Here is a 21,953-nt window from a genome sequence, read left to right as displayed (position 1 = left end):
GGGAGATCCATGGCAGACGAGGTGACGATCCGTGTAGTGCGCTCCTTCAAGGAGATCGCTTCCGCCGAATGGGGAGAGCTCACTGGAGCGTCCCGCTCCGCCCCAGGCTACAACCCCTTCACCTCGTTTGCCTTTCTCTCGTCCGTCGAGGAATCGGGTTCAGCAACCGCCGAGACAGGTTGGATGGGCCACCATCTGCTGCTCGAAGAGGAACGGCGCCTCATCGGCGCCATTCCCTGCTACCTGAAGAGCCACAGCCAGGGCGAATATGTCTTCGACCACGGCTGGGCGGACGCCTTTCACCGTGCGGGTGGGAGCTATTACCCCAAGCTTCAGGCTTCTATTCCCTTCACACCGGCCACCGGGCCCCGGCTGCTCGTCCGACAGGGCGAGGACGTGGGAAGGGTCCAGAGCCTGCTTGCACAAGGGCTGGAACAGGTATGCCGTGAACTCGGGACATCATCAGCGCATGTGACCTTCCTGCCGCAAGGTGAGCTCCCTGCCCTTAAGGGAGCCGGCTTTCTGCAGCGCACGGACCAACAGTTCCATTTCATCAATCGCGGCTATGCCGATCACGAGGCATTTCTCGCCGAACTCTCCTCGTCGAAACGCAAGAACCTGCGCAAGGAAAGGCGCAACGCGCTCGAGAACGGCATCAGCATCGACTGGCTGACGGGCAGCGATCTGACGGAGGAGATCTGGGATCAGTTCTTCCGGTTCTACATCGACACAGGTAGCCGCAAATGGGGCCGGCCTTACCTGACACGCCAGTTCTACTCGCTGGTCGGCGAACGAATGCCGGACGACATCCTGCTCGTCATGGCAAAGCGTGACGGTCGCTATGTGGCGGGTGCCATCAACTTCATCGGTTCGGACGCGCTTTACGGCCGCCACTGGGGCTGCGCCGAGGACCACCCCTTTCTGCATTTCGAAGTCTGCTACCACCAGGCAATCGACTTCGCCCTTCACAGGGGCCTTGCCCGTGTCGAAGCCGGCGCGCAGGGCGAACACAAGCTCGCGCGCGGCTACGAACCCGTCACCACGCATTCAGCCCACTTCATCGCTCATCCCGGGCTGCGCCGGGCGGTCGCCGACTATCTCGAACACGAGCAGCGCGAAGTGGCCCAGATCGGCGAGTATCTCGGGGAACACACGCCCTTCCGCAAGGGCGAGCGCCAACCACGCGAAGGCGAGGAATTCGACGGTTGAGAGCTGCAAGCTCAGGCTTGAAGCGCAGCCTGCCTTGCCGTTAAGTGGCCGCAGAAATCGAGGAGAGCACCATGACCGCCTATGATCCCAACAACATCTTCGCCAAGATCCTGGCCGGCGACATTCCTTCGGTGAAACTCTACGAGGATGACGACACGCTGGCCTTCATGGATGTCATGCCGCAAGCGCCGGGGCATCTGTTGGTCATCCCGAAGACCGGCTCGCGCAACCTGCTCGACGCCGATCCGGCGGTGCTGGCGAAGCTTATTCCGGTGGTGCAGAAGCTTGCCAACGCCGCGAAGGACGCCTTCGACGCCGATGGCGTCTATGTCGCCCAGTTCAACGAACCGGCAGCCGGGCAGACCGTCTTCCACCTGCACTTCCATGTTATCCCGCGCCACGAAGGCGTGCCGCTCAAGCCGCATGCGGGCGGCATGGCCGATGTGGAGATGTTGAAGGCCCAGGCCGAGAAGATCAAGGCGGCGCTCTAAGGCGAGCGCACGCCTGGCTTGCTACAAATCAGCCGATGACGCCGCCAACGACCAGAACGGCGGCAAAACCGATGAGCGCAAGAACCATCAGCGGGAACGAGCCAGTCGAACTCCAACCGCCATCGCGGGACGCAGTCTTGCGTAGGTCATCTGGCAAGACCTTGAAACGGGGCGGGTCCCCGTGCTTCAGCTTTCGGAAGCGTACTACCTTTGACATTTCGCTATCCTCCGGTTGATCGGACACCCGATTTGGGAAGCGAAATGTGGCAATACCAGCGATCACACGTGTCTGTGAACGGACATGATGTCAGAGCCAGAGCAGGCCGGCACCCAGGATCGCCAGGGGAACCAGGACTCCGACGATGACGCGCTGACCGGCCAGCAGGAAGGCCGCAAAGCCGAGTGCAGCCGCAACCAGCCTCAGCCAGAGCGGTGAGGTTTCGAGCGTGCCTGTCGGGAAGACGATGAGTTTTGCCGTCACTGCCATCACTAAAGCCGTCGCGACCGCCCTCACCCAGTTCAGCGCTTCGGATCCCTCCTGCAGCCGATTTCCGGCCAGGACACCGAGCCAGCGCCAGATGTCCGTGGCAAGCCAGCCCGCGACGATGATGACGATATAAGGCCAGTAGTCCTGCATCAGACCACCTCCTCGACCTGGCTTGTTGGCTCGGCGCTATCCGCGATCGCCTGCTTCTGTTCTGCCCGGATCACGTAGCGGTCAAAGAGGTAGGCCAGCGTGCCGCCGCCGAGACCGGCAACCAGGATGTCGAAACCGGGCATGACCAGCGCCAGGAGCGGGCCGGAGACCGCACCGACGATAAAGCCCACCTTGACGACGGACTGGCGGCCCGTCGCCCAGATCGACGCGATGAAATAGACCGGCGTCAGGAAGAAGAGCAGACCGGCGACCACAGGCGGGAACTTGGCCACCAGCCCGTAGCAGACCCCGACGAGGATCATGTTGATCGTCACCAGGGTGATGCCGAAGCCGGCGAAGTAGGCAACCCGCCCTTCCCTCGGCACAGTCTTGAAGCTGCCCATGGCAAAGACCCAGGCAGTGATCGCGATGAAATGCGACAAGAAGAGCAAGAGCCATGTCGGCGTGCGTTCGGTGCGCATTTCCGGCACGAGCGAGGCGACCATGGGCATCATGCGGATGGAGGAGAGCGATACGGCCAGGAAGATCGCCAGCAGGTTGGCGCCGCTGGTCATGGTGCCGATCAGGATCATCTTGGCGGGCAAAGCCCAGACGGCAACCGTCATGAACATCGCTTCCGCGCGGCTGACGCCCGATTCGAGGGCGAAGGCGGAGAAGCCGACGAAGGAAATCATCAGGATGATCGCAGGCAGGCTGAAGAGGCCGCGCATGCCGGTGAAAAACCACCGTGTATGGGAAATATCGGAAGTGGCCGAAGACATCTGAAAATCCGGATCGGCAAAAAGAAAGTGCCGGGCAGAACGCCCGGCACGGGTCTCTCAAAGCGTTGGGTGCTTACTTCTTTTTCGGCACCTTCGGCACAGCTGAGCGCTTCGGCTGCTTCGGTGCCTCGTCGATGACAGCGACATCCCCTTCATCGACAATCGCCGTCGCCTTGGCCGCCGGCTTGCGCTTCGCCTTCACAGGCTTTGCGGAGGCCACTTCGGCTTCCGGCTTCGGCTTGACGGCGGGCACTTCGGCAATTGACTCCAGATCGAGCACTTCGGCGCCGGTGTCGTCGGTCTTGGTGCCGACCTTGACGACGCCACCCTTCTTCAGCTTGCCAAAGAGTATCTCGTTGGCGAGCGGCTTCTTGATGTGCTCCTGGATGACACGTGCCAGCGGACGGGCACCCATCTTCTCGTCGTAGCCGTTTTTCGCCAGCCAGGCGATTGCGGGCTCGGACAGATCGAAGGTGACGTTGCGTTCCGAGAGCTGCGCTTCCAGCTGCATGACGAACTTCTGCACCACCTGATGGATGACTTCCGTCGGCAGCGGCGCAAACGGGATCGTCGCATCGAGGCGGTTGCGGAATTCCGGCGTGAACAGGCGATTGAGCGCCTCCTCGTCTTCGCCTGTCCGCTTGGACGAACCGAAGCCGATCGCAGACTTCGCCATTTCCGAAGCGCCCGCGTTCGTCGTCATGATCAGGATGACGTTGCGGAAGTCGATCTTCTTGCCGTTGTGGTCGGTCAGCTGGCCATGGTCCATGACCTGCAGCAGGATGTTGTAGATATCCGGATGCGCCTTTTCGATTTCATCGAGCAGCACGACCGAATGCGGATGCTGGTCGACGCCATCGGTCAGCAGGCCGCCCTGGTCGAAGCCGACATAGCCGGGAGGCGCACCGAGCAGACGCGAGACCGTGTGCCGTTCCATGTATTCCGACATGTCGAAACGCAGGAGTTCGACACCGAGCGACGAGGCAAGCTGCTTGGCCACTTCCGTCTTGCCGACGCCCGTCGGGCCGGAGAAGACATAAGAGCCGATCGGCTTGTTCGGTTCGCGCAGGCCGGCGCGGGCGAGCTTGATCGAGGTGGAGAGGGCTTCGATTGCCTTGTCCTGGCCGTAGACGACGGAACGCAGTTCCTTTTCGAGATTGGCAAGCACCATCTCGTCGTCCTTAGACACCGTCTTCGGGGGAATACGGGCCATGGTCGCAATGGTTGCCTCAATCTCCCTCTCGGTGATCAGCTTGCGGCGCCGCGAGGCCGGCAGCAGCATCTGGGCCGCACCCGTCTCGTCGATCACATCGATCGCCTTGTCCGGAAGCTTGCGGTCGGAGATGTAGCGGGCCGACAGCTCGACAGCCGACTTGATCGCCTCGTTCGTGTAACGAAGCTTGTGGTAGTCTTCGAAATAGGGCTTCAGGCCCTTCATGATCTCGATCGCATCATCAATCGACGGCTCGTTGACGTCGATCTTCTGGAAGCGGCGGACGAGTGCCCGGTCCTTTTCGAAGAACTGGCGATATTCCTTGTAGGTGGTCGAACCAATGCAGCGGATCGCACCAGACGACAATGCTGGCTTCAAGAGGTTCGAAGCGTCCATGGCGCCGCCCGAGGTGGCACCCGCACCGATCACGGTGTGGATCTCGTCGATGAAGAGCACGGCACCCGGATAATCCTCGAGTTCCTTGACCACCTGCTTCAGGCGCTCCTCGAAGTCACCGCGATAGCGGGTGCCGGCGAGCAGCGTGCCCATGTCCAGCGAGAAGATCGTGGCATCTGAGAGCGCTTCCGGCACCTTGCCCTCGACGATGCGCTTGGCAAGGCCTTCGGCGATTGCGGTCTTGCCGACGCCGGGATCACCCACGTAAAGCGGATTGTTCTTCGAACGACGGCACAGAACCTGGATCGTGCGGTTCACTTCGTCGTGGCGACCGATGAGGGGATCGATGCGACCGGTCTTCGCCTTTTCGTTGAGGTTGACGCAATAGGCCTTCAGAGCCTCCTGCTTGCCCTTGGCGGAGGCTTCATCCGGCTCACGGCCCTGCTTGGCCTCGGGCTCGCCTTCATCCGAGCCGCGCGGGCTGCGAACCTGCGACGCACCCGGACGCTTGCCGATGCCGTGGGAGATGTAATTGACCGCATCGTAGCGGGTCATTTCCTGCTCCTGCAGGAAATAGGCGGCATTGCTTTCGCGCTCGGCGAAGATTGCGACGAGAACGTTGGCGCCGGTCACTTCCTCGCGACCCGAGGACTGGACATGGATCACGGCCCGCTGGATAACGCGCTGGAAGCTCGAAGTCGGCTTCGAATCCTCGTCGTAACCGGTGATGAGATTGGCGAGATCGTTGTCGACGAAATCGGCGACAGTCTTTCGCAAGGCATCGAGGTTGACGTTGCAGGCCCCCATGACGGCGGCGGCATCAGCGTCGTCGATCAGAGCGAGCAGCAGGTGCTCCAGCGTCGCATATTCATGGTGACGCTCGTTTGCGTAGGTCAGGGCCTGATGCAGCGCTTTTTCGAGGCTGGGTGAAAATGTTGGCACGTCTGATCCTCACTTCTTTTCCATGACGCATTGAAGCGGATGTTCATGTTGCCTGGCGAAATCCATCACCTGTGAGACTTTGGTTTCGGCGACTTCGTAGGTGAAGACACCACATTCCCCGACACCATGATTGTGGACATGCAACATGATGCGGGTGGCGGCTTCCCTGTCCTTCTGGAAGAAGCGCTCCAGGATATGGATCACGAATTCCATCGGGGTGTAGTCGTCGTTCAGAAGCAGGACGCGATACAGGTTAGGCTTCTTCGTCTTCGGCTTGGTGCGGGTGATCACCGAGGTGCCGCGATTGGCATTGTCCCCGTCACCCTGGCTCTGCATGAAGACCGGCTTGGCAGTCATTTCAGTTCATTCTCCGTTGTCCGGCCGGTTTGCCGTTACACATCGGTGCGGACGAACACTCAGCACAGTAAGGTAGTTCATTATGCGGTGATTTTAAGCCCCCCGGACAGCGGTGACGACAATTTGTCACGAAGCCCCGAAAAGCGAGGAAATTGAAGGGATAGGTTATACCAGCAGCCACAAATGACAAGACCGGCCGTGCAGGGCACGACCGGTCTCGCAGGTTCCACGCAAGCTTGGATCAGGCAGCCGACGACATCGGCGCCATGGCCTTGTTGATTGTGCCCTCATAAGGCTTGTAAGCGATTTTCGCGAGATCGGCATACAATTCGCCCATCTTGGTCGCTTCTGCGACAAAGCTCTCGTAGGAGGACTTCATGAAGGACGTCTGGAGCTCGAAGGCAGCCTCAACGCTCTTGACCGAAGTCATGGCTTCCATGAAGGACGCGAGATCCTGGAACGACTTCTTGGAGTAGTCCGTTGCCTCGGTGGCGATGGCCTGAAAACCCTTGGTCACTTCCGAATAATTCTTCAGCATGGTGTCCATGGCTTCCTTGCTCTTCTTGCTGGCGTCATCGATGTTGAACATGCGAGCATCCTCCTTCTGTCCGGCATATCAGATAGCCGAAACATAGCAGTCGCACAAAAACGGTCAAGTGAATTTGTGCGGCGCACAACAATCGTCAATTGTAAGCCGGATAAGGAAACGGGGCCACACCAACAGGCGCAGCCCCATCCTCATGATACTTCTTTTGAAGCGCTGGCGAACTTCAGCCCGCAGCGACCATTCCTGCTATCACAGATCGACGTCGAGGATCGCCATGGAGAAGTTGTACGAGAGGTCACCGTCTTCGTCGTCCTTGAAGACAACGCCGAGGAACTCGTCACCAACATACACTTCAGCGGAATCGTCCTTGCGGGGACGGGCCTTCACACTCATCGTCGGGTTGAAGGTGCGCTTGAAATAGGCGTCGAGCTTCTTCAGTTCTTCGGGCTTCACACTGCGTCTCCGTGGACTGTTTCTTGGGTGCGCGCTTGTCGCACGGGCATTCCGGACCTGTAAAGACTCGAAGTGAAGTTTGCCCAGGGAACCGGGCAAGCCTTGCCGTTCACGTTCTCGTGCCGTCAGTCGTCCGAAGCGATCATCTGGTCCATGGACCGTGCCGGTTCGGCACACCCCGCCTCTCCGACCACGCGTGCGGGGACGCCCGCGACGGTCGTGCATTTCGGCACGGGCTTCAGAACGACGGATCCTGCAGCGATGCGCGAGCAGCTGCCCACTTCAATGTTGCCCAGAACCTTGGCCCCTGCCCCGATCATCACGCCATCACCGATCTTCGGATGCCGATCCGCGCCTTCCTTGCCGGTACCACCCAGGGTAACACCATGAAGAATGGAAACATTGTCTCCGATGCGTGCGGTTTCGCCAACGACGAGACCGGTGGCATGGTCGAGGAAGATGCCCTTGCCGATCCGCGCCGCCGGGTTGATGTCGGTCTGGAACATGTTGGACGAACGGCTTTGCAGGTAAAGCGCAAAGTCCTTTCGGCCATTGTTCCACAGCCAATGGGCCAGACGGTGGGTCTGGATCGCGTGGAACCCCTTGAAATAGAGGACCGGCTCGAGGAAGCGCGTGCAGGCCGGGTCACGGTCGTAGACCGCCTGGATGTCGACGCGGAGGATCCCGGTCCATTCCGGCCAGTCCGCCATCATGGCCTCGAAGGCCTGGCGCAACACGATCGCGGGCACGTCGGAGTGATCGAGCCGCTCGCAGATCCGGTAGATCACACAGTCTTCCAGCGAGCGGTGGCTCAGCACCGTCGAGTGGAAGAAGGCTGCCAGCATGGGATCGCGATCGGCGGCCACGCGGGCTTCTTGCCGCAGGCTGTCCCAGATCGGGTCCATGGACTTGACAGTCTCGGTCTTGAGGACGTCGTTGTGTGCGACCATTGCCGGTCTCCTCATTCGTCGTGAAGACGCATTATATAGTCCAAGACCGGATGAACTCAAATGGGGGCCGCATGAAACAGTCGATGAGCTTCGCCAATGGCTTTATCAAAGCTTTCCGTGAAGGCGGAACGGGGCTGTTGATCCTCGACAATCCGCACCGCAAGAATGCCGTAACGGCGGCGATGTGGCGGGCGATCCCCGAGGCCATCCATTGGCTCCATGTTGAAGCACAGGCCCGCGTGATCGTGATCTCCGGGGGCGGCGCTGCGGATTTCAGCGCAGGCGCAGACATTTCGGAATTTACCGAATTACGCAAGGACGCTCAGACCGCGCGCGTCTACGAGGCCTCGAACAGCCGCGCGTTTGCAGCCATTCGGGAGGCACCGGTTCCGATCATCGCTGCCATCAGGGGCGTCTGCTACGGCGGCGGGTTCGGCGTCGCGGCGGCGGCAGATCTGAGGATTGCGGCTTCAGACGCGGTGTTTGCGGTCCCGGCCGCGAGACTTGGCCTCGCCTACCCGGCTGATGCAGTCCAGGATTTCGTGCGCGGTCTCGGCAGCCAGATGGCGCGACGCGCGCTCTACACCGGTGCGGCCATGAAGGCCTCAGACCTCATCGGCTGCGGCTTCCTCTCCGAAGTCACAGAGCCCGACGAGCTGGAACAGCGTGTGCAGATCCTGGCGGACACCATCGCCGCCAATGCGCCTCTGTCGCTGCGCGCATCGAAGCTCGCCTTGCGCGCCGTCGAACAGGCCGACGACGACCTGCTGCGGGAAGCCGAGATCATTGGTGCAACGACCTTCGAAAGCGCCGACTATCGCGAGGGCCGCTCAGCCTTCGCCGAACGCCGACGGCCTGTTTTCACCGGTCGCTGAGCGTCAGCCAGCCGCCAGCTCCATATAGAAGTCGAGGGCCGCCTTCTTGAACACGCGGTCGCCAACCGCCAGCATGTGGTCACGATTGGGGATATCGAGCGCCACGGCCCGCGGCATGAGTTCGGCCAGTTCATGCGGGGATCCGGCAATGTCATCCTTGGTACCCACGCCAATCAGGGTCGGGATCTCGACCCTGGCAATATCCTCCCGGCGCACCAGGTCGCGCGAGGTACGAATGCAGGCGGCAAGCGCCAGACGGTCTGACTTCGTCTGGTCGGCGAAGGCGCGGAACATCCGGCCCCGCTCGTGGGACACGTCATCGAGCGAGGGCGCAAGCAGCGCATCGGCGATCGGATCCCAGTCGCCCACACCGTCACACATGCCGATGCCAAGCCCGCCGAAGACCAGCGAGCGGACGCGATCGGGATGTTCGATCGCCAGAAAGGCCGAAATTCGGGCCCCCATCGAATAGCCCATGACATGGGCATCGGGGATCCCGAGATGGCTGAGCAAAGCGGCAGCATCAGCCGCCATCGCGGTCGGGTGATAGGCTTCCGGATCATGCGGCTTGGCACTTCCGCCATGGCCGCGATTGTCGATGCCGATCACCCGATAGCCGGCATCGCCCAGCGTGCGCAGCCAGCCGGGATAGACCCAGTTGACGCTTGCCGAGGATGCAAAGCCATGAATCAGCAGCACCGGGTCGCCGGCCGGATCACCATCGTCGAAATAGGCGAGGTCGAGGCCATCGTTGCGGAAGGAGGAAAACGGCGGCGCGTCGAGATTCATCGATCAGTCCTTGTGTGCACGGGCGGGCAACATAGCCATCGGGACGATGACATCAATTGCCGCAGGCAGATTTTCTGTGACTTTTGCGCTCCGCCGGCTCTACACATTTGGCGACGACGGCGCTAATGTCCGCGCAAATTCGCACAGCATTCGGAGCAAGTCATGGCCGGCCACACCATTCCCCATTTTCAGAACGACGGCGGTCACCGCGTGATCGAAGTCGGCGTGAAGGAATTCATGTGCACCGGCGCGTCCGTGCCCTTCGACCATCCGCACATCTTTATCGACATGGGACATGACAACGAAAAGGTCTGCTCCTACTGCTCGACGCTCTACCGCTACAATCCGAGCCTGAAGGCTGAACAGACCAACCCGCCAGGCTGCGTCTTCCACATCAAGGCGGCGTGACCGCGGCGTCACGATCGGCATCGATATCCATGTCCATCAAGCACGCCGCCATCGTCGGAGCCGGGGTGGCGGGGCTGACTGCTGCCCTGTCGCTCGCCGCCAAGGGCATTTCCTCCGATATCATCGAGCAGGCGCCGCAACTCGGAGAAGTCGGCGCCGGGCTGCAGCTGTCGCCCAATGCGACGCGCGTCCTCGACGCGCTTGGCGTACTCCCCGAACTCGAGCGTCACTGGGTGGAGCCGACGGCAATCAGCCTGGTTTCAGGCAGGGACCTGCGCCCACTGGCATCGGTACCCGCCGGTCAATTCGCCAGGAAGCGCTGGGGTCATCCTTACGGCGTTCTGCATCGTTCGACCCTTCAGCAAGGACTTCTGCGGGCTGTGCTCAACCAACCGCTCTGCCGGCTGCATCTCGGCCATCGAATACAGGGCGTTGGGGGCGATGCCCTCGCCTCGATCACCCATCGCAAACCTGATCTGGTCATCGGCGCCGATGGCGCCTGGTCAGTCGCCCGCGATGCGATCGTCGGTGCGCCGAGCGTCAGTTTTTCCGGCAACATCGCCTGGCGCTTCACCGTCAGCCAGGCTGCTGCGCCGGGCTTTCTGTCCCGAACGGGTGTGACCGCCTATCTCGGCGCCAAGGCGCATCTCGTCAGCTATCCATTGAACGAGATAGAGGGCTTCAACCTGGTTGCCATTGCTGCCGGAACGAGGAGCGACGAGAGCTGGGCGATCGATGCGGATGCGGCGCGGCGCGCCATGCTGCTCGAACAGTTTTCGGGCTGGCATCGTGACATCAGAACCATTCTGGCCGGCGCGGAGCGCCCCACCTTTTGGCCACTCTATCAGGCCTCCGAGGGCAACTGGCACAATGGGCGCGATACGATCCTGATCGGGGATGCGGCGCATGCGATGATGCCTTTTTCCGCACAGGGTGCAGCCATGGCCATCGAGGATGCATTTGCGCTGGCGGCCCATGTCGCGCGGGCCCCCCTGCCCTCGGCTGTTGCTACCTTCACGACCGAACGCAAGGCACGCGCCGCGCGGGTCAAGGCCCGCGGCGACTTCAACCGCTTCGCCTACCATGCACGTGGTCCTTTTCGCCTCGGGCGCGACATCGTGTTGTCGCTGCGCTCACCCGAGACACTCGCCGCCGACCTGGACTGGCTCTACGGCCACCGGATCGACGGCTGAGCGATTTCGTCGTCAGACTGCGGCTGCCGCTGCAAATCCGCGCTCGAGATCAGCGTAGATATCCTCGACATTCTCCAGGCCGATCTGAAGCCTGATCACCGCGCCGTCGGTCGGCCCCTTACGGATCTTGCGGTCTTCGAGATTGACCAGAACCGCGAGGCTCTCGTAGCCACCCCAGGACCAGCCGAGGCCGAAAAGCTGCAAGGCGTCGAGGAAGGCATGCGCCTTGGACTTGATCTTGTCCCTGGAGGCTGCCGGAAGGACGAAGGAGAAGACGCCACTCGCGCCCTTAAAATCCCGTTTCCAGATGGCGTGGCCGGGAAAGCTTTCGAGCGCCGGATGCAGGACCCGGTCGACGTCACTGCGTGCTTCCAGCCAGCGGGCGACCGATAGCGCACTCGTGTAATGGTGCTCCAGACGCAGACCCATCGTGCGCAGGCCGCGCAGGATCTGATAGCTGTCGTCAGGAGCGCCGCAGATGCCGAGCGTGATATTCGCTTCCTTCAGCACAGGCCAGTGCTTGGCATTGGCCGAGACTGTCCCCATCAGGATATCGGAATGGCCCGACGGATATTTCGTGGCGGCGTGGATGGAGATGTCGGCACCAAAATCCAGGGCGCGGAAATAGAGCGGCGTCGCCCAGGTGTTGTCGATCGTGACGACACAGCCGTGCTTGTGCGCCGCGTCGGAAATCGCCCTGATATCCTGCATTTCCATGGTGTTGGAGCCCGGCGCTTCGGTGTGCACAAGCTTGGTGTTCGGGCGGATAAGACGTTCGATTTCCGATCCGATCTCGGGATCGTAATACTCCACCTCGACACCGAGGCGCGTCAGCATCGTGTCGCAGAAATGGCGGCAGGGCGAATAGACGGAATCGACGATCAGCGCGTGATCGCCCGCCGAGAGAAAGGCAAGAAAGGGAACCGTGATCGCGGCAAGGCCCGACGGCACGAGGATGGTTCCGGCAGACCCTTCCAGTTCATCGATCGCCCTGCACAGAGCGTCCGTCGTCGGCGTGCCTCGCGTACCATAGGTGTAGGGCTGCGTGCGCGTTTCCATGGCCCGCGCATTCGGAAAGAGGACCGTGGAGGCATGCACCACCGGTGGATTGACGAAGCCGTGGTAATCGGCCGGATCATAGCCGATATGGCACAGTTTCGTGTCGGTGCCGGCAGATGCCAGCCAGTCTTTGGATTTGCTCATGGATTGACGATTCCTCAGGCTCGGATGCCGTGGTTTTCGCGCCTCCTTGCGGGGCGGTCAAGTTGCACAATTCTGTGATCCGCGGCGCAAGTCTTGCAGTTCGAGCATATCAGAACAGTCAAAAAGATGAGATTTTCATCACTTCAGGCTAAAAACCACACATTTTTGCCTATTTGGAGGGCGAATTTGGCAAATTAGCGCTTTTGTGGCCGTTCTGCGGCATAAAGACTTGACCCTGCCTGAATTTACGAATGGAATGTGAAGGTTCGCACCGGGAGGCTGCGAACCGACGTACGCTGCTGAATTCGGCTGGTGGCCGTCGCTGGCATACAACAAGAGAAAAAAGGTTGGGAAAAATGAACAACAAGTTCCTGTCAGCTGCCATCGGCGCTGCGGTCCTGGGTTTTGGCGCGTCCGCAGCTTCCGCCGCGACGCTTGACGACGTAAAGGCCAAGGGTTTCGTCCAGTGCGGCGTGAACACGGGTCTTGCCGGCTTCGCTTCGCCGGATGCTGCCGGCAACTGGACCGGCTTCGACGTCGATTACTGCAAGGCCGTCGCTGCCGCCGTTTTTGGTGATGCGACCAAAGTCAGATACACGCCGACCACCGCCCAGAGCCGTTTCACGGCACTGCAGTCTGGCGAAGTCGACATGCTCGCACGCAACACCACCTGGACCATCAGCCGCGACACCGCGCTCGGCTTCAACTTCCGCACCGTCAACTACTATGACGGCCAGGGCTTCATGGTCACCAAGGGCCTTAACGTAAGCTCCGCTCTCGAGCTCTCGGGCGCCGCCGTCTGCGTTCAGTCGGGCACGACAACCGAACTGAACCTCGCAGACTACTTCCGGGCCAACAACCTCGAATATAGGCCGGTTGTCTTCGAAAAGCTTGAAGAAGTGAACGCAGCCTACGCAGCCGGTCGTTGCGACGTCTACACGACCGACCAGTCGGGTCTCTATTCGATCCGCCTGACGCTGACCAACCCGGACGATCACATCGTTCTGCCGGAAATCATCTCGAAGGAGCCGCTTGGCCCGGCCGTTCGCCAGGGTGACGACCAGTGGTTCGACATCGTTTCGTGGACTCACTACGCTCTGGTACAGGCTGAAGAATTCGGCATCACCCAGGCCAATGTCGACGAGATCAAGTCTTCGACGACCAACCCAGACATCCGCCGTTTCCTGGGCGCCGAAGCTGACTCCAAGATCGGTACCGACCTCGGCCTCTCCAATGACTGGGCCTACAACATCATCAAGGGCGTCGGTAACTACGGCGAAGTCTTTGAGCGCAACATCGGCGCCAGCACCCCGCTCAAGATCGAGCGCGGCGTGAACGCCCTGTGGACCAACGGTGGCCTGCAGTACGCACCGCCGATCCGCTAAGATCAGGCTGGACTTTGCGAGGCGGCGAAAGCCGCCTCGCGCTTATCGGGACTACGTGTTCAGACCGGCACGCGCGCTGCGGTCAGCGGCGACATCAGAGAATGCCGGCTGTCTCGAAAAACAATAACATTGAGGGCTCACAGAAGCCTCGGGGATTTGGCACAGCATGACAGATCACGCCACCAGTTTGCCCGCCGAAGGGCGGAGCTTTGGCTCGCTGATCTACGATCCGAAAGTAAGATCGATCTTCTTTCAGATCGCTACGATCGCCGTCATGACGTTTATCGTCTGGACCATTGCAAACAACACCATCGCAAACCTTGCCCGTAGCAACACTGCAACGGGCTACGGCTTCTTGAATGGCCGCGCCGGATTCGATATCGGGCAGAGCCTCATCGACTACAGTGCAGACTCGACCTATGGACGCGCCATCCTGGTTGGCCTGCTGAACACTCTGCTGGTCGCTGCAACCGGTATCGTCACAGCGACCGTGATCGGCTTTCTCATCGGTATCGGCCGCCTGTCGCGGAACTGGCTGATTGCCAAGCTCTGCACCGTCTATGTGGAAGCCTTCCGCAACCTGCCGCCGCTGCTCGTGATCTTTTTCTGGTATTCGGGCGTGCTTGCGACCCTGCCGCAGCCACGTGACTCGCTCGAATTGCCGTTCTCGACCTTCCTCAACAATCGTGGTCTCGCCTTCCCGAAGCCGATCTGGGGTGACGGGGCAAGCGTGATCCCGATCGCCTTGCTCGTCGGCATCGTGCTGGCCATCGTCATCGCACGCTTCGCCAAGGCACGGCAGATGCGGACCGGGCAGATCTTCCCGAGCGGTTGGGTCGGCCTCGGCCTGATCGTCGGCCTGCCCGTTGTCGCCTTTTTGGCGGCCGGCTCGCCGTTGACCTTCGATTATCCGGTCGCAAGCCGCTTTAACATGTCCGGCGGCGCCGTCATCGCACCGGAATTCGTTGCGCTCTATCTCGCGCTGTCCTTCTACACGGCGGCCTTCATCGCGGAAATCATCCGGGCCGGTATCAAGGGCGTCTCGAAAGGGCAGACCGAGGCTGCGTCCGCGCTTGGCCTGCAGCCGTCGACCACGACGCGTCTCGTGGTGGTACCGCAGGCGATGCGCATCATCATTCCGCCGCTCACCAGCCAGTATCTCAACCTGACGAAGAACTCGTCTCTCGGTGTCGCCGTCGGCTTCCCCGAACTGGTCTCGACGGGCGGAACCACCCTCAACCAGACCGGCCAGGCCATCGAGATCGTGTCGATCTGGCTCGTGGTCTATCTCTCCATCAGCATTGTGACCTCGCTCTTCATGAACTGGTTCAATGCAAGAATGGCCCTGGTGGAGCGTTGATCATGGCGTATGAACATACTTATGTCCGCCAGGAAATGCTGGCCCCTCTGCCCCCGCCGACCTCGGAAGCGAGCGTCGTGGGCTGGATTCGAAAGAATCTTCTGGCAACCCCGAAGGATGTCGTCCTGACCATCATCGGGCTTGCCGTTCTGGCTCTTACCCTGCCCGGCGCCCTGAACTTCCTGTTCTTCGACGCTGCGTGGTTCGGCACCGATCGCTCGGTCTGCGCGACGATCGCCCAGGGCGGCACCCAGCCTGACGGCTGGAAAGGTGCCTGCTGGGCCTTTGTCGAGAGCCGCTTCTCGCAGTTCATCTTCGGGCGCTACCCGCTCGACGAACGCTGGCGCGTCATTCTCGTCGGCGTGATGTTCGTGGCCCTTCTGATACCGATGCTGATCCCGAAGGCGCCGCGAAAGGGCCTCAACGCCCTTCTGCTGTTCATCATCTTCCCGATCGTGGCCTTCTTCCTGCTGCATGGCGGCTTCGGCCTGCGAGTGGTTGAAACCCCGCTCTGGGGCGGCCTGATGGTGACGCTGATCCTGTCCTTCGTCGGCATCGCCGTCTCGCTACCGCTCGGCATCCTGCTGGCACTCGGACGCCGTTCGGACATGCCTGTCATCAAGATGATCTGCGTTGTCTTCATCGAAGTCGTTCGCGGCGTGCCGCTGATCACCGTGCTGTTCATGGCCAATGTGATGTTGCCGCTCTTTATGCCGACGGGCTGGACCATCGACAACTTCCTACGCGCGCTGGTCGGCGTGTCGCTGTTTGCCTCTGCCTATATGGCGGAAGTCGTGCGCGGCGGCCTGCAGGCGATCCCGAAAGGTCAGTATGAGGGCGCAGACTCGCTCGGCCTCTCCTATTGGCAGAAGACCCGCCTGATCATCCTGCCTCAGGCGGTCAAGCTGGTCATTCCGGGCATCGTCAACACCTTCATCGGTCTGTTCAAGGATACCTCGCTCGTGTCGATCATCGGCATGTTCGACCTCCTCGGCATCGTCCGTCTAAACTTCACCGATGCCACCTGGGCCACACCTGTGACACCGCTCACGGGTCTGATCTTCGCAGGCTTCGTATTCTGGATATTCTGCTTCGGCATGTCGCGCTATTCCGCCTTCATGGAGCGGCACCTCGACACCGGCCACAAGCGATAAAGACAAGGGGAACAACAATGGCTGAAGCCAACTCCGCAAAAAAGACCGCGTCGGGCACCGATGTGGCGGTCGAACTGATCAACATGAACAAGTGGTACGGGGATTTCCACGTGCTGCGAGACATCAACCTCAAGGTGATGAAAGGCGAACGCATCGTCGTCGCCGGCCCGTCAGGCTCCGGCAAGTCCACGATGATCCGCTGCATCAACCGACTGGAAGAACACCAGACGGGCAATATCATCGTCGACAATATCGAACTGACCAACGACCTGAAGAAGATCGACGAAGTGCGCCGTGAAGTCGGCATGGTGTTCCAGCACTTCAATCTGTTCCCGCATCTGACCATCCTCGAAAACTGCACGCTGGCACCGATCTGGGTGCGCAAGATGCCAAAGAAGGATGCGGAGGAAGTGGCGATGCACTTCCTGAAGCGCGTCAAGATCCCGGAACAGGCCAACAAGTATCCGGGCCAGCTGTCCGGTGGTCAGCAGCAGCGCGTGGCGATTGCGCGCGCGCTGTGCATGAAGCCGAAGATCATGCTGTTCGACGAGCCGACCTCGGCGCTCGACCCGGAAATGGTCAAGGAAGTGCTCGATACCATGGTCGGCCTTGCCGAAGAAGGCATGACCATGATCTGCGTCACCCATGAAATGGGCTTTGCCCGTCAGGTTGCCGACCGCGTGATCTTCATGGACCAGGGCCAGATCGTCGAGCAGAACTCGCCCGCCGAGTTTTTCGATAATCCGCAGCACGAGCGCACCCGGCTGTTCCTCAGCCAGATCCTGCACTGAGCTGCCGTTCAGACACGAAACACGAGAGCCCGCCGCGACACCGTGGCGGGCTCTTCTGCATTGAGGGAAAGTTATCTATCTCCCGTCAGGGGCACCAGCTCTGCTGACGGGCCATGCGCGGCTTGGCCAGACCTTCCGAGACCAGGATGGAGCCCAGCGAGCGACCGTCGCGGGTCGCCACCCGCATCACTCCGGGTGCAGCGCCAGCTGATTGCACCTTCAGCGTCTCCAGATCGAATCGGCCGGAACTCAGGAGGTCCTTGAGCCGGACCTTGGCTGCGAAGCCACGGTCGCGCTCCTGCTGGCAAGCGGCACCATCGGTGCGTGGGGCGGCAATATCCGCCAGCACGATCTTTGTCTTGCGATACCAGAAGGTGTCACCGCTCATGACGCAGTTGTCGAGACCGGACGTGCCGCAGAAATAGAATTTGCCGGAGAAATTCTCGCCCGTCAGCTGAGCCGTCTCGGTCGCGCCCGTGGCTGGACGTACCGGAGGCACGGCCGCCTTGACGACACCGACCGCGGCCGGCGGCACGGGTGCCTTTGCGGTGGCCGCTTGCGTCTTGGACTGGGGCTGGGGCTGCTTTTCTCGGCTGCTATCCGATTTCGGCTTCGGGTTTGCCGCGACGGATCGCTCCTTCGACAGCAAAGGCGACACTTGCTTCATGACGACGGCCCTGTTGTCATAGAGCGCGATACCACCGGCCACCACCGCGAGGATGGCGAGCCAGGATGTCATACCCTGACCGGCGGAAGAACGGCTCGACTTGCGGCGCTTTGCCGGCGCGCGGCGGGAAGAAGCGGTGCGACTGGACATGGTTAACCTCTCGTGAGCGGCATCATGACGCCCAAGGGTTTCCGAAAGGTTGGCGGACATGAAAAAACGTCGCACTGTTTCGTTTCTGCACAGGTCAATTGAGCTGGGAGACATCGATGCTCGGCGGCCTGAGATGTCGGCAGACATGATGGCAGAGTTTGGCGATCCCTGTAGGGCTCGAACCTACGACCTAGTGCTTAGAAGGCACTTGCTCTATCCAGCTGAGCTAAGGGACCGTCTGAGGACTGCAGAAAGCGGTTAAAGCCGGTTCAGTGCGTCCAGGGCTGCAGACGATTGTAGCGGAAGTTGTCGGTGTAGGAGACGACCTGGCGCTTGGCTTCCTTCGGCAGAAGCACGCGATAGTCAATGCCTTCGCGAGTGGCATAGGCTTCGGCCTGCTCCAGCGTTTCGAAGGTCAGCTTGACCTGCTGGCGGGTGTCTCCGGAGGTCGTGTAACCCATCATCGGATCGATCTTGCGCGGCGCGGACTGGTCGAATTCCAGGACCCAGAGATGGGTCTTTGCCTTGCCAGACTGCATGGCGGTTTTCGCGGGGCGGTAGATCTTTGCAGACATGGGTCTCATCCATCTCCAAGACTTCAACGGCAAGGCAGCCTGCCGAACACTTCCCGACCGCCTTAGCCGGCGGCCTTTGATTGCTGGTCGGAGTGGAGAGATTCGAACTCCCGACCCTCTGGTCCCAAACCAGATGCGCTACCAGGCTGCGCTACACTCCGTTCCAGCAATGTTGCCGGAATACACGGTTCACCCTGCCCCCGCAACAGTAAAAAAGCGGTTTTACCGGCACTGAATTTTCAGGCGGCAGAGAGCGGAGACTTCGTCATTTCGGCAGATCGAGCGGCAAGACCAGGCGTGCGGATGTATCGAGCCCGAGTTCGGCCGCATGACCGCCGCGAATCTCGAGGGCATAGCGGACCGGCTCGCCTGAGGACACGATCGATTCGGACAGGGGCGTGGTGCGCTCTGCGATGCGAACGATGCGGCCGGTTTCGTCGATGAAGATCATGTCCAGGGAGGATGGCGTGTTGGCCATCCACATCGTGACCATGCGGGTATCACCGAAATCGAACAACATGCCGGTGCGATCGGGAAGCGGCGGCCGTTCCATCAGCCCCCTCGCCCGCTGTTCGGCCGTCAGGGCCCATTCCACGTCGATCGTGATGGTGCCGCCAGCCGTCGTTTCGAAGGCGAGCTGACCGCGTTCGAAGGTCACATCGCTCATGGCCGAAGCGACAGGAGCGAAAAACAGCAAAAGCGCCGCAAGGGCGCTTCTGAGAAGATTTGGCATAGGCACCACGGGCTCAATGCGCCCGCGCTGCGGGGCCGGGATTGTCCGGATGGATTTCCGCCGCCATCAGCCCCTTGTCTCCGGGTCCGAAGCGCACGAGCACTGTCTGCCCCGGACGGAGTTCGGTCAGGCCGAACCGGCGAAGGGTTTCCATATGCACGAAGATGTCTTCCGTGCCCTCGCCGCGGGTCAAGAAGCCGAAGCCCTTGGTACGGTTGAACCACTTGACCAAAGCGCGCTCAAGCCCGCTGGTTGGGGTGACCTGAACATGGGTGCGGACCGGCGGCATCTGCGACGGATGGATCGCGGTCGACTGGTCCATCGACAGTATGCGGAAGGCCTGGTAACCGCGATCGCGCTTCTGGATGAGCGCCACAATACGCGTGCCTTCGAGAATGGTCTGGTAGCCGTCACGGCGCAGGCAGGTCACGTGCAGGAGGACATCCTGCATGCCGTTGTCGGGAACGATGAAGCCGAAACCCTTGGCGACGTCAAACCATTTGACGACGCCGGTGATCTCGATCAGGTCTACGGCTTCTCCGGACAGCTCTTCGAACTCGCCGAGCCCCTTCGATGATATCCTGTCCGCCATTTCCCCAAGCCCCTCGAAAACGCGTCACATTGCTTAGTTAACTGATTCTTGAGATTCAGATTAACATTTGGTCAACGGATCTGCGCAAGCCCTAGTTTTACATTTCACCAATTGCTTTTGCACCACAGCCTTGCTCGAAGCTGACTGCTGTTCCATATCGTCCGGGTCAAAGGAGAACACCCATGCGCTACCTACACACCATGGTCCGAGTGAAGGATCTCGAGGCTTCCCTGCACTTCTATTGCGAGCTTTTCGGCCTGACTGAAATCCGCCGCTATGAAAACGAGAAGGGCCGCTTCACGCTGGTCTTCCTGACCGCCGAGAAGGATCTCGACAAGGCCAAGGCCGACATGTCGCCCTGCCTGGAGCTCACCTACAACTGGGATACCGAAGACTATACGGGCGGCCGCAATTTCGGCCACCTCGCCTATGAGGTCGACGATATCTATGCGATCTGCCAGAAGCTGATGGACAATGGCGTCACCATCAACCGTCCGCCGCGCGACGGCCACATGGCCTTTGTCCGCTCGCCGGATGGCATCTCGATCGAGATCCTGCAGAAGGGCGAAAACCTGGCGCCTGCCGAGCCCTGGGCCTCGATGCCGAATACCGGCGCCTGGTAAGCCCACCGCCTCGCGCAAGTTTGCGCACCTAGTCTCCGCATCAGACGAGGGCCGCCTTGGCGGCCCTCCCTGCTTCCCCGATGGGAGCGATGACGGAGACCTGCCATGACCAGCAATTCCCATTCCTGCAGACCGACACTCGGCATTCTGGCCGTCGTCAGCGGCGTGATGCTCGCCTCCTGCCAGACGAGCGCGGACGAAGTGCTCTCGCTCGGAGAAGCCTCGGCCGCGGAAGAAGCGTCCGGCACGTCTGCCGGCAAGAAGGCGTTCCGCGATCCCTATGTGAGTGCCGTTTCGGGACAGGTTGCCGACGCATCGGCGTCAAGGCCGTCCCAGAACGAGACGGATCCCGCGCGCCTGAAGCGCAAGCCGGTGCCGATGGCTGCTGCCTATAGCGACATCGCCGAACCGCCGCCGGAAGTTCTCGCCCTGCAGCAGCAGGCGATACAAGGTGATTCCCGCCAGGCCGCTGCCGCCCAGTCCTCCGCCGATCTCGGCGACCTCACCATGCAGCCGACCAATGCCGCGCCGAAGAGCAACAGCCTCTTTTCTGCCGGTCAGAGGCCGCAGACGGCAGCCGTGCAGGCCATCGAGCCAGCCTCCGTTCAGGCCTCAGTCGGTGGACCCGCACCGCGCGGCAGCCTCGTGCCGAGCGAAATGCCGACACTCGGCGTCAATGCGGTGAGCAAGAGCCTGTTCAGTCCGTCTGCCGAACAGCAGATGCTGATGCAGCAACGGGCGCTGGAGGAGCAGGCGCGCGCGGAAGCCGCGGCTCAAGCCCCGCTTACTGAGACTGCAGCCGTCGGCAGCGAAGAACCGATGCTGAAGAAACTCTCCGATCCCCGTCCGAAACGAAAGATGCTTTCGCTACGCGAGCCCACCGGGTCGGTGCCCGATCGGGTTCAACTGACGTCCGATCAGTTGCAGGCCATGGGTGCCATCGAGGAAGCCGATCCGACCGAGCCGCTCTCGGCCGAGGAACTGATGGCGGATGCCGAGGCCGCAAAGAAGAGGAAGGGATGGCTGCCATCCTTTTCGGATCTCTTGAAGGGCGGTAAGAAATCATCGCCGGCGACTGCGGAGCCTTGATTTCGCCGGCAAGCGACGCGGGCGCCAAGTCCTTCCAAAGACAGGGATTATCCGCAAATTCCGGGGCCTTCGCGGCCCCTGTCACATTTTTTGCATGAAAGGCGAAAATGCCGCTTGCGGTCTTCAAACAGCCTGACTATAAGGGCGCCACGAAGCAGACGCGCCCTTCGTCTATCGGTTAGGACACCAGATTTTCATTCTGGGAAGAGGGGTTCGACTCCCCTAGGGCGTGCCACTTCGTTTCTCTTTCCACGACATAACAGACATATTCGCAGCACTGCTCGTGCTGCCTGGACCCATCTGTTCCACGTCTCCATGCGTCCGAAACTTTCCGCTTGGGATCGTCAAATTTCCGCTTGCGGTCGTCAGGAGGCCTGACTATAAGGGCG

The 21,953-nt window shown here is 61.0% G+C and carries 25 protein-coding genes and 3 tRNA genes; 12 read left to right on the top strand and 16 right to left on the bottom strand.

What is annotated here, in order from left to right:
• Window positions 1–9 precede the first annotated feature (9 nt).
• Both ACQKP1_RS09670 and ACQKP1_RS09665 read left to right on the top strand, forming a co-directional pair.
• A complete protein-coding gene (locus ACQKP1_RS09670) occupies window positions 10–1,209 on the top strand; it encodes a GNAT family N-acetyltransferase (protein WP_427275066.1) in 1,200 nt (399 codons plus the stop codon).
• A gap of 71 nt (window positions 1,210–1,280) precedes the next feature.
• The gene (locus ACQKP1_RS09665) at window positions 1,281–1,700 is read left to right on the top strand and encodes an HIT family protein (RefSeq protein WP_203015886.1); all 420 of its coding nucleotides are present in this window, start codon (window positions 1,281–1,283) and stop codon (window positions 1,698–1,700) included.
• Between the two features lie 28 nt (window positions 1,701–1,728).
• Here the strand turns inward: ACQKP1_RS09665 and ACQKP1_RS09660 are convergent, their stop codons facing one another.
• The 8 genes from ACQKP1_RS09660 to cysE all read right to left on the bottom strand — a co-directional run bounded on the left by ACQKP1_RS09660 (window position 1,729) and on the right by cysE (window position 7,977).
• Window positions 1,729–1,917: a hypothetical protein gene (locus tag ACQKP1_RS09660; protein ID WP_203015884.1), complete on the bottom strand. Its 189-nt coding sequence runs from the start codon at window positions 1,915–1,917 to the stop codon at window positions 1,729–1,731.
• A gap of 90 nt (window positions 1,918–2,007) precedes the next feature.
• On the bottom strand, window positions 2,008–2,337 hold the full coding sequence (locus ACQKP1_RS09655; protein ID WP_427275065.1) for an AzlD domain-containing protein: 330 nt from the start codon (window positions 2,335–2,337) through the stop codon (window positions 2,008–2,010).
• A complete protein-coding gene (locus tag ACQKP1_RS09650; RefSeq protein WP_427275064.1) occupies window positions 2,337–3,119 on the bottom strand; it encodes an AzlC family ABC transporter permease in 783 nt (260 codons plus the stop codon). The genes ACQKP1_RS09655 and ACQKP1_RS09650 overlap by 1 nt, the downstream gene beginning before the upstream one ends.
• Window positions 3,120–3,192: 73 nt before the next feature.
• Window positions 3,193–5,670 (bottom strand): ATP-dependent Clp protease ATP-binding subunit ClpA, encoded by a 2,478-nt coding sequence (gene clpA / locus ACQKP1_RS09645; protein ID WP_427275063.1) that lies wholly within the window; start codon window positions 5,668–5,670, stop codon window positions 3,193–3,195.
• Window positions 5,671–5,679: 9 nt separating this feature from the next.
• Window positions 5,680–6,027: an ATP-dependent Clp protease adapter ClpS gene (gene clpS / locus ACQKP1_RS09640; protein WP_054151297.1), complete on the bottom strand. Its 348-nt coding sequence runs from the start codon at window positions 6,025–6,027 to the stop codon at window positions 5,680–5,682.
• 241 nt (window positions 6,028–6,268) lie between these two features.
• Window positions 6,269–6,616, bottom strand: a complete 348-nt coding sequence (locus tag ACQKP1_RS09635) for a phasin family protein (protein WP_427275062.1) — start codon at window positions 6,614–6,616, stop codon at window positions 6,269–6,271.
• A 207-nt stretch (window positions 6,617–6,823) separates the two neighbouring features.
• Complete coding sequence (locus ACQKP1_RS09630; protein ID WP_006728476.1) at window positions 6,824–7,027, bottom strand: DUF3126 family protein; 204 nt, start codon at window positions 7,025–7,027, stop codon at window positions 6,824–6,826.
• Window positions 7,028–7,152: 125 nt separating this feature from the next.
• Window positions 7,153–7,977: a serine O-acetyltransferase gene (cysE, locus tag ACQKP1_RS09625; protein WP_203015870.1), complete on the bottom strand. Its 825-nt coding sequence runs from the start codon at window positions 7,975–7,977 to the stop codon at window positions 7,153–7,155.
• Window positions 7,978–8,048: 71 nt separating this feature from the next.
• On the opposite strand from cysE, the gene ACQKP1_RS09620 reads away from it, so the two are divergent.
• Window positions 8,049–8,852: an enoyl-CoA hydratase-related protein gene (locus ACQKP1_RS09620; RefSeq protein ID WP_427275061.1), complete on the top strand. Its 804-nt coding sequence runs from the start codon at window positions 8,049–8,051 to the stop codon at window positions 8,850–8,852.
• A 3-nt stretch (window positions 8,853–8,855) separates the two neighbouring features.
• On the opposite strand, the gene ACQKP1_RS09615 is transcribed toward ACQKP1_RS09620, so the two are convergent.
• On the bottom strand, window positions 8,856–9,641 hold the full coding sequence (locus ACQKP1_RS09615; RefSeq protein ID WP_427275060.1) for an alpha/beta fold hydrolase: 786 nt from the start codon (window positions 9,639–9,641) through the stop codon (window positions 8,856–8,858).
• 162 nt (window positions 9,642–9,803) lie between these two features.
• Between ACQKP1_RS09615 and ACQKP1_RS09610 the strand changes: the two genes are divergently transcribed.
• On the top strand, window positions 9,804–10,049 hold the full coding sequence (locus tag ACQKP1_RS09610) for a zinc-finger domain-containing protein (protein WP_006728480.1): 246 nt from the start codon (window positions 9,804–9,806) through the stop codon (window positions 10,047–10,049).
• Between the two features lie 29 nt (window positions 10,050–10,078).
• Window positions 10,079–11,242, top strand: coding sequence for an FAD-dependent monooxygenase (locus ACQKP1_RS09605; protein ID WP_427275059.1), 1,164 nt, complete (start codon window positions 10,079–10,081; stop codon window positions 11,240–11,242).
• 12 nt (window positions 11,243–11,254) lie between these two features.
• Here the strand turns inward: ACQKP1_RS09605 and ACQKP1_RS09600 are convergent, their stop codons facing one another.
• Window positions 11,255–12,445 (bottom strand): cystathionine beta-lyase, encoded by a 1,191-nt coding sequence (locus ACQKP1_RS09600; protein ID WP_427275058.1) that lies wholly within the window; start codon window positions 12,443–12,445, stop codon window positions 11,255–11,257.
• A gap of 356 nt (window positions 12,446–12,801) precedes the next feature.
• On the opposite strand from ACQKP1_RS09600, the gene ACQKP1_RS09595 reads away from it, so the two are divergent.
• From ACQKP1_RS09595 to ACQKP1_RS09580, 4 genes are all read left to right on the top strand, one after another.
• Window positions 12,802–13,830 (top strand): amino acid ABC transporter substrate-binding protein, encoded by a 1,029-nt coding sequence (locus ACQKP1_RS09595; protein ID WP_427275057.1) that lies wholly within the window; start codon window positions 12,802–12,804, stop codon window positions 13,828–13,830.
• A 166-nt stretch (window positions 13,831–13,996) separates the two neighbouring features.
• A complete protein-coding gene (locus tag ACQKP1_RS09590; protein ID WP_427275056.1) occupies window positions 13,997–15,190 on the top strand; it encodes an amino acid ABC transporter permease in 1,194 nt (397 codons plus the stop codon).
• A 2-nt stretch (window positions 15,191–15,192) separates the two neighbouring features.
• A complete protein-coding gene (locus ACQKP1_RS09585; protein ID WP_203015856.1) occupies window positions 15,193–16,344 on the top strand; it encodes an amino acid ABC transporter permease in 1,152 nt (383 codons plus the stop codon).
• Between the two features lie 17 nt (window positions 16,345–16,361).
• Window positions 16,362–17,135 carry an amino acid ABC transporter ATP-binding protein gene (locus ACQKP1_RS09580; protein WP_006728486.1) on the top strand — a complete coding sequence of 258 codons (774 nt, stop codon included), beginning with the start codon at window positions 16,362–16,364 and terminating at the stop codon, window positions 17,133–17,135.
• Window positions 17,136–17,220: 85 nt separating this feature from the next.
• Here ACQKP1_RS09580 and ACQKP1_RS09575 read toward each other — a convergent pair whose 3' ends face one another.
• From ACQKP1_RS09575 to ACQKP1_RS09550, 6 genes are all read right to left on the bottom strand, one after another.
• Window positions 17,221–17,952, bottom strand: coding sequence for a nuclease (locus tag ACQKP1_RS09575; protein ID WP_427275055.1), 732 nt, complete (start codon window positions 17,950–17,952; stop codon window positions 17,221–17,223).
• A 159-nt stretch (window positions 17,953–18,111) separates the two neighbouring features.
• Window positions 18,112–18,188 (bottom strand) — tRNA-Arg (locus tag ACQKP1_RS09570).
• 33 nt (window positions 18,189–18,221) lie between these two features.
• A complete protein-coding gene (locus tag ACQKP1_RS09565; RefSeq protein WP_069041465.1) occupies window positions 18,222–18,527 on the bottom strand; it encodes an ETC complex I subunit in 306 nt (101 codons plus the stop codon).
• An 84-nt stretch (window positions 18,528–18,611) separates the two neighbouring features.
• Window positions 18,612–18,688: transfer RNA gene (locus tag ACQKP1_RS09560), tRNA-Pro, on the bottom strand.
• Window positions 18,689–18,792: 104 nt separating this feature from the next.
• A complete protein-coding gene (locus ACQKP1_RS09555) occupies window positions 18,793–19,260 on the bottom strand; it encodes a DUF192 domain-containing protein (RefSeq protein ID WP_040300882.1) in 468 nt (155 codons plus the stop codon).
• 13 nt (window positions 19,261–19,273) lie between these two features.
• Window positions 19,274–19,852, bottom strand: a complete 579-nt coding sequence (locus ACQKP1_RS09550; RefSeq protein WP_006728490.1) for a cold-shock protein — start codon at window positions 19,850–19,852, stop codon at window positions 19,274–19,276.
• A gap of 182 nt (window positions 19,853–20,034) precedes the next feature.
• Here ACQKP1_RS09550 and gloA point away from each other — a divergent pair, with 182 nt between their 5' ends.
• The 3 genes from gloA (at window position 20,035) to ACQKP1_RS09535 (ending at window position 21,799) form a co-directional block, all read left to right on the top strand.
• The gene (gene gloA / locus ACQKP1_RS09545; protein ID WP_076396231.1) at window positions 20,035–20,475 is read left to right on the top strand and encodes a lactoylglutathione lyase; all 441 of its coding nucleotides are present in this window, start codon (window positions 20,035–20,037) and stop codon (window positions 20,473–20,475) included.
• Window positions 20,476–20,580: 105 nt separating this feature from the next.
• Window positions 20,581–21,564: a hypothetical protein gene (locus ACQKP1_RS09540; protein WP_427275054.1), complete on the top strand. Its 984-nt coding sequence runs from the start codon at window positions 20,581–20,583 to the stop codon at window positions 21,562–21,564.
• A 160-nt stretch (window positions 21,565–21,724) separates the two neighbouring features.
• Window positions 21,725–21,799 (top strand) — tRNA-Glu (locus tag ACQKP1_RS09535).
• Window positions 21,800–21,953: the final 154 nt, after the last annotated feature.

The sequence above is a fragment of the Allorhizobium sp. NPDC080224 genome, assembly GCF_050281005.1.
Classification (GTDB): domain Bacteria; phylum Pseudomonadota; class Alphaproteobacteria; order Rhizobiales; family Rhizobiaceae; genus Allorhizobium.
The sequence above is the reverse complement of the archived record's forward strand: the minus strand, read 5'-3'. Positions and strand labels throughout refer to the sequence as shown.